Here is a 13,801-nt window from a genome sequence, read left to right on the forward strand (position 1 = left end):
CAAACAAGCAATAAAAATCGATAAATCGCCACTACAAACGCGCAAATTATAGAGGTTCCGGCAGTTCGGTATAATTGAGCCAATACTGGCTAAAACTCTGCATCATTTCCACTAAAGAAGCAAACCCGATCGGTTTAACCAAATAAGAATTTACCCCTAAATCGTAAGCTCGCTTGACATCAAGTGTTTGGCTAGAAGAAGTAAGCATAACCACCGGCAAGCGTTTTAGTTCCGGCTGCTGCTTCAGCCAAACCAGAACTTCGTGACCGGAGCGCCTGGGCAACTTCAAATCTAGTAAAATTATCCTAGGTAAAGGATAGCGATCGCGATCGCTGTACTCTCCGTCACCATTTAAATAAAAAACCGCTGCATCTCCATCTCGAACAATTTGCAGCGAAGTATTAGCCAAAGCCTCATTGCGAAAAGCCCGCTGCATTAATAGAATATCAACGGGGTTATCTTCCACCAGCAAAATCGTCTGCATTTGCCTCATGCTTCCTCAATTGTATCCAAAATCGACTGCCTTGTCCTACTTGAGATTCCACTCCTACTTGACCGCCCATGCGATCGACTCCTTTTTTTACAATAGCTAATCCTATACCAGTTCCGGGGTAAGATTCGATACCGTGCAGCCGTTCAAAAACGCGAAAAATGCGTTTTTGATGTTCAGGAGCAATACCGATGCCGTTGTCTTCTACCCACAGACGGATGATGAAGACTGGCAATAGGCTACTGACCATCAGTAACTGGGAATGCTCCCACTGTCCCACTGTCGCCCTTGCCAATTCTCCCACTGTATTGCTCTGTGTCTCTCCCTCTTGAGGCTGCTCAATTTCCTCAGCCCAGATCTGTACTTGGGGTGGTGCGCCTTCCACAAATTTTATAGCATTGGTGAGCAGATTGGCGATTACTTGAACTAAAGTAACGCGGTGGGCAATTACCGCAGGCAAGGGCGATCGAACACTGATTTGAGCGTGCCTGGATTTAGCGTCAGCCTGTACCATAGCAATTGCCTCGGCAACAGTAGATTCTAAGTCTAAAACTTGCATAGATAAATCTTTGCTGCTCAGGCGGCTGTAAGCTAGCAAATCTTGGATCAATTCTTCTAGTTGTTGCCCAGAATTAACAATTTGCTGGGCGTATTCTTGACCTAGTTCGTCGAGGAGGTCACGGTAATCTTCTAATAAAGCTTCAGCCAATCCTTGCATTCCCCGCAGGGGGGCACGCAAATCGTGGGCTACGGTATAGGCGAAAGCTTCTAATTCTTCGTTAGCTGCTTGAAGTTGATTGGTGCGGAGTTCTACTCGCCGTTCTAAGGTAGCGTTGAGCATCCGAATTTCCGCTTCTGCTTGTTTGCGCGCAGTTACGTCAATGGCGGTACTAATTACTAAACTTCTGCCGTCGCAAAGCTGGCCTAAAGGTGCGGAATAAAACTCCCAAATTCGAGTTTCGCCGCTGGCTGTGGCAATCATATATTCGCCTTCAGAAATGCGGGCGTTTAAGCGGTGCAGCCGATCGATATCTGCTTGCACTAGGGATTTGCGCCTGTGGTAAGCTTTTTCTGTCCAATCTTCAATTGTGGGAATTTCTGAGTATTCATAGCCTGAGAGTTCTGTCCAAGCGCAGTTAATTTGCAAAACTTCTCCGTTTTCAGCGTGCAGCATAATTGGCAGCGGTGCGTTGAGAATGGCGCTGCGGAAACGTTCTTCGCTTAATTGCAGGGAGTGGCGATCGTGCTCTAGCTGTTCTAAAAGTTGATTTTGCTTAATTTCGGCCTTGTCGCGCAAAGTTCGATCGCGCTTCACCAAATAGTAAACCAACACCATCAACAGGAAATTTACTAAACTCGCAACGGTAAAATTCAGGATGGTCAAATTAGCGCTTTTTTTAGATTCTCGGGCGCGCTGCTGCAATAGCTGAGTTTCTTCGGCTGTCATGGCGGCTATCTGCTGCCGAATGTCCCCCATGATTTGCTTTCCCCTACCAGTTTTTATTTCTCGCACGGCTGCTGCTAAGTTTTGTTTGCGTCGCAGATTGAGGGTTCTTTCAAGGTCGGCTAATTTAGAACCGATCGCAATTTTCAAATCGCGAAGGCGCTGTTGCTGCCGGTTATTGTCAGCCGTTAGCTGCTGCAATCCGGCTACTTGCTGGTTGATGCGGGCGATCGCGCTGTAATACGGTTCTAAATACCGTTCTTCTCCCGTCAGCAAATAACCGCGCTGTCCGGTTTCAGCATCTTTTAACGTGGAAAGCGTAGCTTCGAGTTCGGTTAAAACTTGGTGAGTGTGGCTTACCCAGCGTTCGTTTTCGACCAACTTGAGAGTGTTGCGGTAGGAAGTTGCCGCATTGAAAATTAGCAGCGCCACGACCATTCCGATACCTGCGGTGATTTGGGGAGTCAGCGATTGTTTCATGAAATACTCGGCGTGCAAGTCCTGCTTTTTTAATTGTAGCTGGATTAAGAATACCCAAACTTTTGGCACGCTCAGAAACGGCGACTAAAGCCTATAAATTTAAGGCTCAAGTGTGCGAGGGATTTTTTTATTTTAGTCGGGTTACTCCTTGCATCGGCCTTAAGTCTGAGATTATAGAAATCGCTTTTTTGCCTCTTGTGATTCAGGCAGACACCAGACAATCTAGGATAGCCTGCAAAGCTTAATTCACCTTTTTTACATCGATTTTTGTATCGTTCGTTTTCCTTTGGCAGTTTCAAATTGCGGTTCAAAAAAAGGAGTTTTTACCTATTTATTTCAGTTTATTTTTGGAGTATATATTAAATAATGGGAGTGGTGACATAAATTACATTTTGGTCACTATTCCGATTATTTAATGTATACATTGTCAAGCTAGCCAAGTCAAGCTTTTTACCCCAAAAAAAAGCGAGTTTTTAATATTTTATTTAAAAATAACCTAGGGAAGCAGGGGATAAATTCACAGGAGCGATGATACCGATCGATAGTATCAAAAATGCGAGCTATCGGGTAATTGCGGAGGATTCATCGATTGAAATTAATTTAATATCAAATCCCGTAACATCGGAATTATACTCTGTTTGCGAGAGGATCGCACAGCACTCGCAAAAGGATGATTCCGATGGCAGCGAAAACGATATAATTAGGCAACTGCAGCGGGTTTCATGCTCAAAATGCGATCGATCGCATCTTCAACAACCTTATCAGGCGTAGAAGCACCCGAAGTCACGCCGACTACAATTTTACCGTCGGGTAGCCAACCTTCAGCTACGACCAAATCTGCCCCCAAAGGCTTGTGTTCGATGCGATTTCCCGGTAAAATGCGCTCTGCACAATCAATGTGATAAGAAGGAATATTTTTGTCGATCGCAATTTCCTGCAAATGCGTAGTATTAGAAGAATTAAAACCCCCAATCACCAGCATCAAATCTAACTTTTCTTCAACCAAACTCAACATAGCATCTTGCCGTTCCTGAGTCGCATCGCAGATAGTATTAAAACTCTGAAAATGCTCGTTCAAATTTTCAGGACCAAACTTCCGCATCATCGTTTTTTCAAACAACTTACCAATGTTCTCTGTCTCAGTTTTGAGCATAGTAGTTTGGTTGGCAATACCCACGCTTTCCAAATCCACATCTGGGTCAAAACCAGCAGAATAAGCCTTGCTAAATTTAGCAAGAAACTCATCGCGGTCGCCCCCATGCAAGATATAATTGCTGACATATTCAGCTTCCTGCAAATTCAATACAATCAAATACTTGTCAGCAAAAGAACTCGTAGCAACAGTTTCCTCGTGCTTGTATTGACCGTGAATAATCGAAGTATAATTCCTCTTTTTGTGCTTTTCAACAGTATTCCAAACCTTAGAAACCCAAGGACAAGTAGTATCAACAATCTTGCAGCCCTTATCATTAAGCAACTGCATTTCTTGGACGCTCGCCCCAAAAGCAGGTAAAATTACCACATCGCCACTACCGACAACCGAAAAATCTTTCTGTCCCTTCTCAACAGCAATAAAACCAACTTCCATATCCCGCAAATGCTGATTTACAGACGGATTGTGAATAATCTCATTAGTAATCCAAATCCGTTCGGTTGGGAAATGCTGGCGAGTCTCGTAAGCAATAGCTACAGCGCGTTCCACCCCCCAGCAAAATCCAAAAGCCTCAGCCAGCCGGATCGTGACTGCGCCGCGTTCTAGCCTGTAATTATTGTCCCGAATTTGCTGGATCAGACTGCTTTGATAAGCTGTCTGCATCACGCCAGCTACCTCAGCTTCGTGTCCGAAACCCTTGCGGTGGTAGTTTTCAGACTGTTGGAGCGATCGTTTAAAAGCTTTAGTATCCATGCGGTATCGAGTTGAAATCTAGGTTAATTACCTTTGATTTTAGAACCATTGGAGAATTCCTATCTCAAATTTGAAAACCCCGCCTGCAACAATTGCAAAACGGGGCAACCCAAATATTATTGACTCTAACGGCCAATCACAGATTAAAACCTTCTTCGGCGCAAAATTCGGCAAATAAACCCGGTTTCTTAGAAAAATCTGCTTGGGAGCCGATAATTCTACCGAGAAACCGGGTTTCACAGGCTGGAGTGCGTCAGTCTTATGATAGTTTCAAACCTTTTTCGGCGCAAAAGGAGAACCCGATTCAAACGAACTGAAACCGCCGGCAAAATCCTCACCGTAAGCTTCTTCCCCGTGCAGACCGATATCCAAACCTTGGTCTTCAGCAGAGGACGGCACTCGCAGTTCCATAAACTGCGCCAGAATTTTCAAAATCACAAAAGTGCCGACAGCCGCAAACACGTAAGTAGCTAGAATGCCTACAAACTGGGTGACGATTAGCCCCGGATTCCCGGCAAACAGCCCGTCATTTCCGGCCGCGTTCACAGCTTTAGTTGCAAATACCCCAGTCAGCAGCGCCCCTACAGTCCCGCCGAGACCGTGAACTGGGAAGGTATCCAAAGAGTCGTCAAATCCCAGCTTAGCTCGCAAGCTCACGCCAAAGAAGCAACAAACGGAAGTGATCGATCCGATCAAAAGGGCCCCCACTGGAAGTACGAATCCAGCCGCAGGTGTGATGCCCACCAATCCGGCTAGGAAACCGCTGGCAATTCCGACTGCTGTCGGTTTGCCTCTGAGAACCCATTCCACAATTGTCCAAGTTAAACCGCCGGCTGCTGTTGAAATCATGGTGGTGACAAAAGCCACTGTTGCTAAAGAACCAGATCCCAAAGCGCTACCGCCGTTGAAGCCAAACCAGCCGAACCACAGTATCCCAATTCCAAGCAAGACGTAGGGTACGTTGTGGGGGGTGTGGGGCTTGTTCAAGTGATCTTTGCGGGGCCCGATCATCCAAGCTGCGACTACGGCTGATACGCCGGAACTGATATGTACGACGGTGCCACCGGCAAAGTCGAGAGCTCCCATGGCCCCCAGCCAGCCTTTACCCCAAACCCAGTGGGCTAGAGGAGAGTAGATGAAGGTAGACCACAGCAGCACGAACCAGAAATAGGTTTTAAATGTTACCCGTTCGACGATAGCCCCTGAAATCAAGGCTGGAGTGATGATGGCGAACATCATCTGGTACACCATGAAGACTTGGTGGGGTATTGTTGGCGCGTAGCCGATCGGATCTGGTTTGTCCGCCGTGACATTGTTCAAGAACATCCAGTCGAAGCCACCGATGAAGGTTTCTATCCCTTGAGCAAACCCTTTATCATTGAGGTTGCTGGGGGTGACATCAAAAGCCAAACTATAGCCCCACAGGGTCCAGGTGACGCCGATCAGTCCCATCATGACTAAGCTCATCATCATGGTGTTGAGGACGTTGCGCGATCGCACCAGTCCCCCGTAGAAAAACGCCAGCCCCGGTGTCATCAGTAATACCAGTGCTGAGGAGACCAACATCCAGGCCGTATCGCCGCTGTCGATCGGATTCGGCGCCACCGCAGCAGCACCAGCAGCATCTTGAGCTAAGGCATTGTCCGTCAGCGGTACGCTTAACAGCCACAGTGCCATGATGCCGATCGTTAAACTTTTTTTGATCACGTTAGTTGTACCTTCTCATACTCAGCAATTTTCAGGGAAGACCGAGCCGATGTTAGATGGGAGGATTTTAGATGCAATAGTTATTTGGTTTTAAGTCCCTGTTTTAGCGGAACAAATCTTCAATAGATAATTCCCCAATCCTCAACCCCCCGACTTCGTATAGCCGGACTCATCTAAATTCGTCAATTATCCATCCAATGGTCTATGCCTTTTGGATTGCACCATTTGTACCCACAGTTATTCTGTATCACCCTATACTAAATAGCTAACTATCATATTTCTTAATCTATCCGTGGCTACTTGAAATAGCCCGCGATCGCAAAATAATCGGAGAGGGGGAGACTATTGAGTTGGGGAGAGTGGGAGAAGGAAAGGGGGAGAGTTGGGGAGAATATGACTTCATCCTTTATCTTTCTAACTAAGGACTAAGGATTAATTTTTCAACTGCATCTGATCGAACAGTTGCAGGGCCGATCGCCAAACCAGATAACCTTGATCGTTAAGGTGCAAGCCATCTGTGCTGAGTTCGGTTGGCAAATTGCCGTCAGCATCCGCAAACAGCGGGTACAAATCCAGATACAAAACATTCTCAGAACTAGCAATTTCTTTCAGGCGCCGATTTATTGCCCTAATCCGACTATTAGGAATCGCCAACAGCCGATCGCGATTTTCCCAAGTAGCTTGTTCCCCGCTGTGGGGCAAAATCGACTGCACAACCACTTGTGCTTTGGGGTGAGCCCACCGCAAATCGCGAATAATCTGCCGCTGGTTGTCCAAAATCCCTTCGTCGCTGGTTCCCCGCAACAAATCGTTAATCCCAATCATCACAAATACCGTATCCGGCGCGGTTCTATCGAACAACTGCAACCGCTTGAGCAAACCCACGGAAGTCTCCCCCGAAATCCCTTGATTCAGCCAAAACCGATCGACTGGTAACAGCTTGGTTGGGAACCACATACTTAGAGAATCCCCAGCCAAAACACTCAGTCTTGATGGTCGATTCGCAGCCGCCGCCTCAGCTTCGCGACCCAACTGCGTCACCCACTGCTGGTAAGTCCATTTATGTCGCGGTCCTGGAACGGGCACGTCTAGCAATGCGTTTGCAGAGGTGATCGGTTTGTCATTTTGTTCCTCAGCCACTTCTGCCGTCACCGCATCATTCGCCTGGAAACTTTCTGTCAAGTTGTGTCCCCGCAGCAGTAGTTGAGCGACTGTGAACATCAGTACCCCGTTCGTCACCAAAGATAGCAAAGCCCAAACCGGAATAGTTTTCGATCGGCTAACTTCCATTCCTAAGAGGGATTTATGAGTTCTACTTCTGCTACCTCCTCCAAACTTCTCCATAAACTCAAGCTATTTGCAGGCCTCACACCGAATAATGTGCACTGATTGCTGCATCAAATTTTACCGCTCAATTCAAGCCTCAATTCTTGTAAGAATCAAGCACTGTGCTGTGTTGGGCAAGGGTGGCGATGCAGAACTTTGCTTTTTGGCACTACTTTACCATAAAAAATCTGCCTACCAAACTTTATTGCACCGCAATCGGATTTGTCAAAGCTGCTGCAATGCACAAAAATATATCTAAAAGTGATCGAACTTACTCAGTTCGGATGCTAAAATCCAAAAATGAAAAAATTAACTATAACTGAAGCAGCCAAAATTAAAGGTGTAAGCGCTTCTACCTTACGCAGGTGGGAAGCCGAAGGCAAACTAATACCAGAACGCACGGCTAACGGTCACAGACGGTATGACCTAGCTCATCTTCTCGGCTTAAAACCCAACGGCGCTTTAACCATAGCTTACGCTCGGGTTAGCAGTAACGACCAAAAAGATGATTTAGACAGACAAAAACAAGTTTTGGAATTGTTTTGTGCATCTCACGGCTGGCAATTCCAAATCATTGATGATGTGGGTTCTGGGGTTAATTACAGTAAGCGGGGTTTACAAAATCTCATTCGGGCGATCGCAGACAATCAAGTAGAAAGGTTGGTGTTAACTCACAAAGACAGACTGCTGAGATTTGGTTCGGAACTAATTTTTAATTTGTGCGAACACTTTGGGACAGAGGTAGTGATTATCAATCAAACCGAAAATGCTAGCTGTGACGAGGATTTAGCTAAAGATATACTAGAAATAATCACTGTTGTCTCCGCCCGCCTTGATGGCAGCAGGAATCCCAAAAACAAGCGCATCGTTGAAGAACTTAAAGCAATTGGCGATAAACTCTAATCAATACACCAGTTTACAAAGCTCGTCTGTTAGAGCTTCTCAATTCCTATTTCCCCATTACCAATTAACAATTATCGACGCAGCTCTCATGAAATCAAAAACTGCTATATGTACGCCATTAAAAGTAAACTAACAATAAAAATATGCCCGCGTTCGCATTGAAGATTGAAACGCGAGCACAACGATAGACAGCCATAAGTTGGCGGCTATTTCAGATTGGGTTTTTCTGAATAAAGGGGTCAATTAGCTGATAAATAGCTAATTTAAGAAACGAAAGCTGAATTGAGCGATCTCTTCGCACGCTCTACAGTTTGGTAGTCTTGCCTCCAGAACCCCCAGCATAACCGCCGTAGCTGCTCTCACTTCTGTTGTCCAAGCTCGTTTCCTTCACAAACCCGGTGTAAGCTTCCATCCCGTGTTCGCCGATATCCAAACCTTCAGCCTCCTCTAAAGCAGAAACGCGGATACCCAGCAAAGCTTTGAGTGCCATCCAAAAAATCGTACTCAGCAGCACGGTCATCCCGCCTACAGAGATAATGCCGACCAACTGCGCCCAGAGTTGACCGAAACCTCCGCCCACAAGCAATCCGGCTGCCGGGCCTGCGGTATAAAGTCCAGTTGTAGGCCCGTCAGCAAACAGCCCAACTGCCAGAGTTCCCCAGATGCCGCAGACTAAGTGAACTGAAGTTGCTCCTACAGGGTCATCAATTTTCAAGTTGTCGAAGAAAGTTACTGCGAAAACTACCAGGATACCGGCGATCGTGCCGATTATGGCAGAGTTGGGCACGTTGATCCAAGCGCAGCTAGCTGTTACGCCGACTAAGCCGGCAAGGATGCCGTTGATAATCATGGAAAGGTCGGGTTTGCCCAGGTACAGCCAAGCTGTAATCGTTGCAGCAACTCCCCCGAAGGCGCCGCCGGTGTTGGTGGTGATCGCAATGTGGGCGATCGCATTTGGATCGACTGCCATTGTCGAACCGGGATTAAACCCGAACCAACCCAACCACAGAATCAAACAGCCCAGGGTGGCAATGCTCATATTGTGTCCCGGCATCGCCACAGTATCGCCGTCGCGGTACTTGCCGATCCGCGGCCCCAAAAATGCCGCTCCCATCAAAGCAGCCCAACCGCCTACCGAGTGAACCACTGTCGAACCTGCAAAATCCCAGAAGCCGGCTTTTGCCAGCCAGCCGCCGCCCCAAATCCAGTGTCCGGTAATCGGGTAAGCAATGCCTACTAGCAGCAAGCTGAAAATTAAGAATTCAAGGAATTTAATTCGCTCTGCAACGGCTCCTGAAACGATCGTGGCAGCAGTTCCCGCAAAAACTAATTGGAAAAAGAATTTAGCGTTGAGGGGGACTCCCGTCCAGTTTAATGCGCTGAAAATGCCTTGATAAGCGTCTCCTGTGGCGGGGCTGTTGTCAGCTACGTTCCACAGGAAAAATCCGCCGCTGCTGCCGATAAAACCGTTGCCGTCGCTGAACATTAAGGCAAAGCCGATCGCCCAAAAGGCGATCGTAGAAAGCGCAAAAACAATCAAGTTTTTGGACAGCACGTTGACTGCATTTTTTTGCCTGCAAAAACCTGTTTCCAACATACCGAAACCGGCGTTCATAAAGAACACGAGCATCCCCGCCACCATGACCCACATGGTATCCATGCCCACTTTAAGGCTGGCTAATTGTTCCTCGGTGGTTGGCGCGGGAGCTGTTTGGGCTACCGCCGCATATCCCCACACCAAGACGATGATTGCAGCTAAAGGTATGCAGGCTTGCCAACTGGGAGTGAGCCGGGCGATCGCCCGTGCTAACTTCTTCAACCTGTTGACTTTCGTAAAAAATTTAGCTGCTGGCAAATTTAAAGTCTCCCGCCTGACTTGTTTCGACTTTTTCTTTCCGACAGTAATTTTAATCACTTTTACCCTCTTTACGGCTAGTAAGCTCAGCAATATTCGGAAAACTTTCCAATCTTACTACAAAAGTTTATGGATTATTTGTTGAGATTGAGATAGTTATGATAGCCTAGCTCTTCTAATTGATTTTGTTTTTTCAGTACAGATTCGGACAAATTTTTGCGGTAATGCAAGACTCGCTCTAGCAATTCCGGCTGATGAGCTGCCAGTATCTGAACTGCCAACAAGCCAGCATTCTTAGCGTTGCCGATCCCCACTGTTGCTACGGGTATCCCCGCTGGCATTTGCACGATCGAGTACAGCGAATCTAGGCCTTGCAGGTGGCGGCTCGGTACAGGCACGCCAATTACTGGCAAGGGCGTTAAAGATGCTACCATACCCGGGAGATGCGCTGCTCCCCCGGCTCCTGCAATAATGACTTTCAAGCCTCGTTGGTGCGCGGTTTGGGCGTATTCCACCATGCGATCGGGGGTGCGGTGCGCCGAGACTATCGCCACGGAGCAAGCAACACTGAATTCTTCGCAAACTGCGATCGCATCTTTCATGGTTGGCAAATCCGAATCGCTACCCATGATAATTCCAACTGTCGCTTGATTCATAAAATTTTCAGATTTGAGATTTCAGATAAATGCTAATTTTAAATGATTGCGTTAACTCCAATTTAGATATTTTGTACCAAAACTGACCCTTAAAAGCAATTTGGCCACAAGTCGCTGTCTGAGCCACCCTGGAGCCAGCAAAAAGCAAAAAGCTCCCCCTCCTCATCGCCACCCACCGGATTTATCCGTAGCGAATATTAAATCTAAAATCTAAAATCTAAAATCTAAAATCGGATGACTGAAGCCAAAACCCTACCTGCCGCCCGCACAGATATTCTCAATGTTCGCCTCCCCGGTTGCAAGGATTTGCAGATGCTTGCTGTTGACGAAATGGGCATCATTCAAGAAGTTTGGCCTATGGACGCCGTATTTAAACGGATTTGTCCTCCCGATTTGCAAGTGCTTGATGTAGCAGGCGATTGGCTTTCTCTCGGCGGTGTTGACTTGCAGATTAACGGCGCCCTAGGTTTTGCTTTTCCCGATTTAGAAAGCAAGCATATTGAAATGTTGCCGAAAATTTGTCAATTTTTGTGGAATCAGGGAGTCGATGCTTTTTTGCCGACTTTGGTGACAACTTCGCTGGATAAGTTTAGGCGATCGCTCTCGACTATAGCTGATTATATCCGCACCGTACAAACCGCTGCTCCGGCAACAATTAAGCCCAAAACAGCGGAAATTCTCGGTGTTCACCTCGAAGGCCCTTTTCTAAACCCCCAGAAGCGAGGAGCTCACCCAGTTGAGTTTTTGTTACCGCTCACTATAGAAAATGTCAAGCAAGTTTTAGGAGATTGTGCCGATATTGTCAAAATAATTACTTTAGCGCCGGAGTTAGACAGCACTGGCGAAGTAATTTCCTATTTGCAAAGTTTGGGAATTTCCGTGAGTCTCGGACACTCTCAAGCGACGGCAGAGCAAGCCCAACAAGCATTTGAGCGGGGAGCTTCAATGGTAACTCACGCTTTTAATGCGATGCCGAGTTTGCACCACCGAGAACCGGGTTTGTTGGGAGCGGCGATTGTTCATCCGGGCGTAAAATGCGGTTTAATTGCTGACGGGAAGCACGTTTCTCCGACAATGATTGATTTTTTTCTGCGCGCTGGTAGGTATGAAAAAGGCGTTTTTTTAGTGAGCGATGCTTTGGCTCCTTTGGGTTTGCCTGACGGTGTTTATCCTTGGGATTCCAGACAAATTGAAGTCAGAAAAGGTACAGCTTGGGTAAGATTAGATTACCACTCGCCTCTGGAATCTGCTACTTTGGCGGGTACAACTCTGCCACTGTTGGCGGGAGTGCAGAATTTGGTGGAATGGGGGATTTGCGATGCCGAAAGTGCGATCGCCCTGGCAACTGAATCTCCGAGAAGGGCGATCGGAATTTCGGGAATTATGGGCAAATCGGCAACTCAATTGTTGCGCTGGAATTTAAATGCGACGACAAAGGAATTGACTTGGCATCGACTTTTTTAGCCTGTTATACCATTCTAAATTAAAGAATTGAAAAAGAAGGAATCCGCGAACTGGTATTACTTGATAGATTTCAGATTTTAGATGTGCCGTTTTCATGGAAAATCTAAAATCGCCAATCTAAAATCTGTAGTTGCAAGTTGCACATTTTCGGAACCGGATTGCTATATAATATCTAACCGTTGGCAATAACTCAGCAGCAGGCAGATCGATGAATTTGGTAGACGACAAGACTATAGTTAGACAGTATTTTAACTCGACGGGCTTCGATCGCTGGCAGCGAATTTACGGCGAGGGCCAAGTCAATAAAGTTCAGCTAGATATCCGCACCGGGCACCAGAAAACGGTGGATACAGTCATCGAATGGCTGCAAGCTGACGGCAATTTGTCCGGGCTTTGTGTCTGCGATGCTGGCTGCGGTGTTGGATCTCTGAGCATTCCTCTGGCTGACGCTGGGGCAATTGTTTGCGCTAGCGATATCTCGGAAAAGATGGTAGCAGAAGCTTACGATCGATCGACAGCAGTTCCCGGCAAGCTCTACAACATCTCCTTCGCCGCCCAAGATTTGGAAGCTTTAACCGGCAAATTCCACACAGTGATTTGTTTGGATGTCCTAATCCACTATCCTCAAAATAAGGCTGCAGAAATGATCGCTCACCTAAGTTCGATCGCCGAATCGCGACTAATTCTTAGTTTTGCACCGAAAACTTTAGCACTCACCGCCCTCAAAAAAATTGGTGAACTTTTCCCAGGCCCCAGCAAAACTACCCGCGCTTACCAGCACCGCGAAGCTGATATTATCAAAATCCTAGAAAGCAATGGTTTTGTTATTAACAGAACAGCAATGACTAGCACTAGCTTTTACTATTCTCGCTTGCTGGAAGCTGTGCGAAAATAGGTTAAAAATATCTGCAAAAAAGTTAATTTATCATCAGCCTAGGGTGCGCCCCGCGCACCTTCCCTTCCCAGAGTTAGGCCAGTGAACATCTCTACTATGCGATTGCTTCGCGGAGGCTCGCAATTACAAGTAAGGCACGCACCGCGCACATTCGATATCAACAATTAAATGTTTTTCCCTCCTGCTTTTTTCTTCTTTCTTGTTCATTCTTCCTGACATCCGTTGCATCTTGTACAGTGCTCGTTGCCGAACTTCCTTCTTCCCAATTCAATAAATATTATGTCAACGCTAATTTTAATTCGCATTTTTATAGCAACGGCAGCAGTATTCGGAGGTTTATCCGTTGCAGGCGGTGCTTTCGCCTCTCACGCTTTGAAAAATCAATTGAGCGATCGAGCTTTAACCATTTTTGAGACCGGCGCCCGATATCAAATGTACCATGCCCTGGCTTTATTACTCGTCGCTTTACTCCTGAGCCGCGCCCAAGAGTCTCAAACATTTTTTGCAGTCGCTGGATGGGCTTTTATTGCGGGTACAATCATCTTTTCAGGCAGTTTGTACGCCCTGAGTTTGAGCGATATCAAATGGCTGGGTGCAATTACGCCACTGGGGGGAGTTGCTTTTATTGCCGGTTGGGGATGTTTGGCAGTTGCAGCTTTTAGTTTTAAATAGGCA

At 46.7% G+C, this 13,801-nt stretch carries 11 protein-coding genes; 4 read left to right on the forward strand and 7 right to left on the reverse strand.

Annotated elements, in window-relative coordinates:
* Nucleotides 1-46: 46 nt before the first annotated feature.
* The 5 genes from QUA33_RS16210 to QUA33_RS16230 form a co-directional block, all read right to left on the reverse strand.
* On the reverse strand, nucleotides 47-484 hold the full coding sequence (locus tag QUA33_RS16210) for a response regulator (RefSeq protein WP_333149492.1): 438 nt from the start codon (nucleotides 482-484) through the stop codon (nucleotides 47-49).
* Nucleotides 456-2,414 (reverse strand): CHASE3 domain-containing protein, encoded by a 1,959-nt coding sequence (locus tag QUA33_RS16215; protein WP_333149494.1) that lies wholly within the window; start codon nucleotides 2,412-2,414, stop codon nucleotides 456-458. Before QUA33_RS16215 ends, QUA33_RS16210 begins: the two co-directional genes overlap by 29 nt.
* A 700-nt stretch (nucleotides 2,415-3,114) precedes the next feature.
* Nucleotides 3,115-4,320, reverse strand: coding sequence for a 4-hydroxy-3-methylbut-2-enyl diphosphate reductase (locus QUA33_RS16220; RefSeq protein ID WP_333149496.1), 1,206 nt, complete (start codon nucleotides 4,318-4,320; stop codon nucleotides 3,115-3,117).
* 270 nt (nucleotides 4,321-4,590) lie between these two features.
* Nucleotides 4,591-6,027: an ammonium transporter gene (locus QUA33_RS16225; RefSeq protein ID WP_333066029.1), complete on the reverse strand. Its 1,437-nt coding sequence runs from the start codon at nucleotides 6,025-6,027 to the stop codon at nucleotides 4,591-4,593.
* A gap of 432 nt (nucleotides 6,028-6,459) precedes the next feature.
* Nucleotides 6,460-7,317 (reverse strand): SGNH/GDSL hydrolase family protein, encoded by an 858-nt coding sequence (locus QUA33_RS16230; RefSeq protein WP_445243254.1) that lies wholly within the window; start codon nucleotides 7,315-7,317, stop codon nucleotides 6,460-6,462.
* A 336-nt stretch (nucleotides 7,318-7,653) separates the two neighbouring features.
* Between QUA33_RS16230 and QUA33_RS16235 the strand changes: the two genes are divergently transcribed.
* Nucleotides 7,654-8,256, forward strand: coding sequence for an IS607 family transposase (locus tag QUA33_RS16235; RefSeq protein WP_333149498.1), 603 nt, complete (start codon nucleotides 7,654-7,656; stop codon nucleotides 8,254-8,256).
* Between the two features lie 304 nt (nucleotides 8,257-8,560).
* Here QUA33_RS16235 and QUA33_RS16240 read toward each other — a convergent pair whose 3' ends face one another.
* Nucleotides 8,561-10,162, reverse strand: coding sequence for an ammonium transporter (locus tag QUA33_RS16240; RefSeq protein ID WP_445243253.1), 1,602 nt, complete (start codon nucleotides 10,160-10,162; stop codon nucleotides 8,561-8,563).
* An 83-nt stretch (nucleotides 10,163-10,245) separates the two neighbouring features.
* Nucleotides 10,246-10,767 carry a 5-(carboxyamino)imidazole ribonucleotide mutase gene (purE, locus tag QUA33_RS16245; protein ID WP_333149503.1) on the reverse strand — a complete coding sequence of 174 codons (522 nt, stop codon included), beginning with the start codon at nucleotides 10,765-10,767 and terminating at the stop codon, nucleotides 10,246-10,248.
* Nucleotides 10,768-11,001: 234 nt separating this feature from the next.
* On the opposite strand from purE, the gene nagA reads away from it, so the two are divergent.
* From nagA to QUA33_RS16260, 3 genes are all read left to right on the forward strand, one after another.
* Nucleotides 11,002-12,231 carry an N-acetylglucosamine-6-phosphate deacetylase gene (gene nagA / locus QUA33_RS16250; protein WP_333149505.1) on the forward strand — a complete coding sequence of 410 codons (1,230 nt, stop codon included), beginning with the start codon at nucleotides 11,002-11,004 and terminating at the stop codon, nucleotides 12,229-12,231.
* A gap of 208 nt (nucleotides 12,232-12,439) precedes the next feature.
* A complete protein-coding gene (gene bchM / locus QUA33_RS16255) occupies nucleotides 12,440-13,126 on the forward strand; it encodes a magnesium protoporphyrin IX methyltransferase (RefSeq protein WP_333100132.1) in 687 nt (228 codons plus the stop codon).
* A 279-nt stretch (nucleotides 13,127-13,405) separates the two neighbouring features.
* Nucleotides 13,406-13,798, forward strand: coding sequence for a DUF423 domain-containing protein (locus QUA33_RS16260; RefSeq protein ID WP_333149507.1), 393 nt, complete (start codon nucleotides 13,406-13,408; stop codon nucleotides 13,796-13,798).
* Nucleotides 13,799-13,801: the final 3 nt, after the last annotated feature.

The organism is Microcoleus sp. Pol14D4 (assembly GCF_036701245.1).
Lineage (GTDB): Bacteria > Cyanobacteriota > Cyanobacteriia > Cyanobacteriales > Microcoleaceae > Microcoleus.

Bases quoted from the DNA above. Each gene is read 5' to 3' on its own strand.
- QUA33_RS16210 (WP_333149492.1), bottom strand. From the start codon at position 484: ATGCAGACGATTTTGCTGGTGGAAGATAACCCCGTTGATATTCTATTA.
- QUA33_RS16215 (WP_333149494.1), bottom strand. From the start codon at position 2,414: ATGAAACAATCGCTGACTCCCCAAATCACCGCAGGTATCGGAATGGTC.
- QUA33_RS16220 (WP_333149496.1), bottom strand. From the start codon at position 4,320: ATGGATACTAAAGCTTTTAAACGATCGCTCCAACAGTCTGAAAACTAC.
- QUA33_RS16230 (WP_445243254.1), bottom strand. From the start codon at position 7,317: ATGGAAGTTAGCCGATCGAAAACTATTCCGGTTTGGGCTTTGCTATCT.
- QUA33_RS16235 (WP_333149498.1), top strand. From the start codon at position 7,654: ATGAAAAAATTAACTATAACTGAAGCAGCCAAAATTAAAGGTGTAAGC.
- purE (WP_333149503.1), bottom strand. From the start codon at position 10,767: ATGAATCAAGCGACAGTTGGAATTATCATGGGTAGCGATTCGGATTTG.
- nagA (WP_333149505.1), top strand. From the start codon at position 11,002: ATGACTGAAGCCAAAACCCTACCTGCCGCCCGCACAGATATTCTCAAT.
- bchM (WP_333100132.1), top strand. From the start codon at position 12,440: ATGAATTTGGTAGACGACAAGACTATAGTTAGACAGTATTTTAACTCG.
- QUA33_RS16260 (WP_333149507.1), top strand. From the start codon at position 13,406: ATGTCAACGCTAATTTTAATTCGCATTTTTATAGCAACGGCAGCAGTA.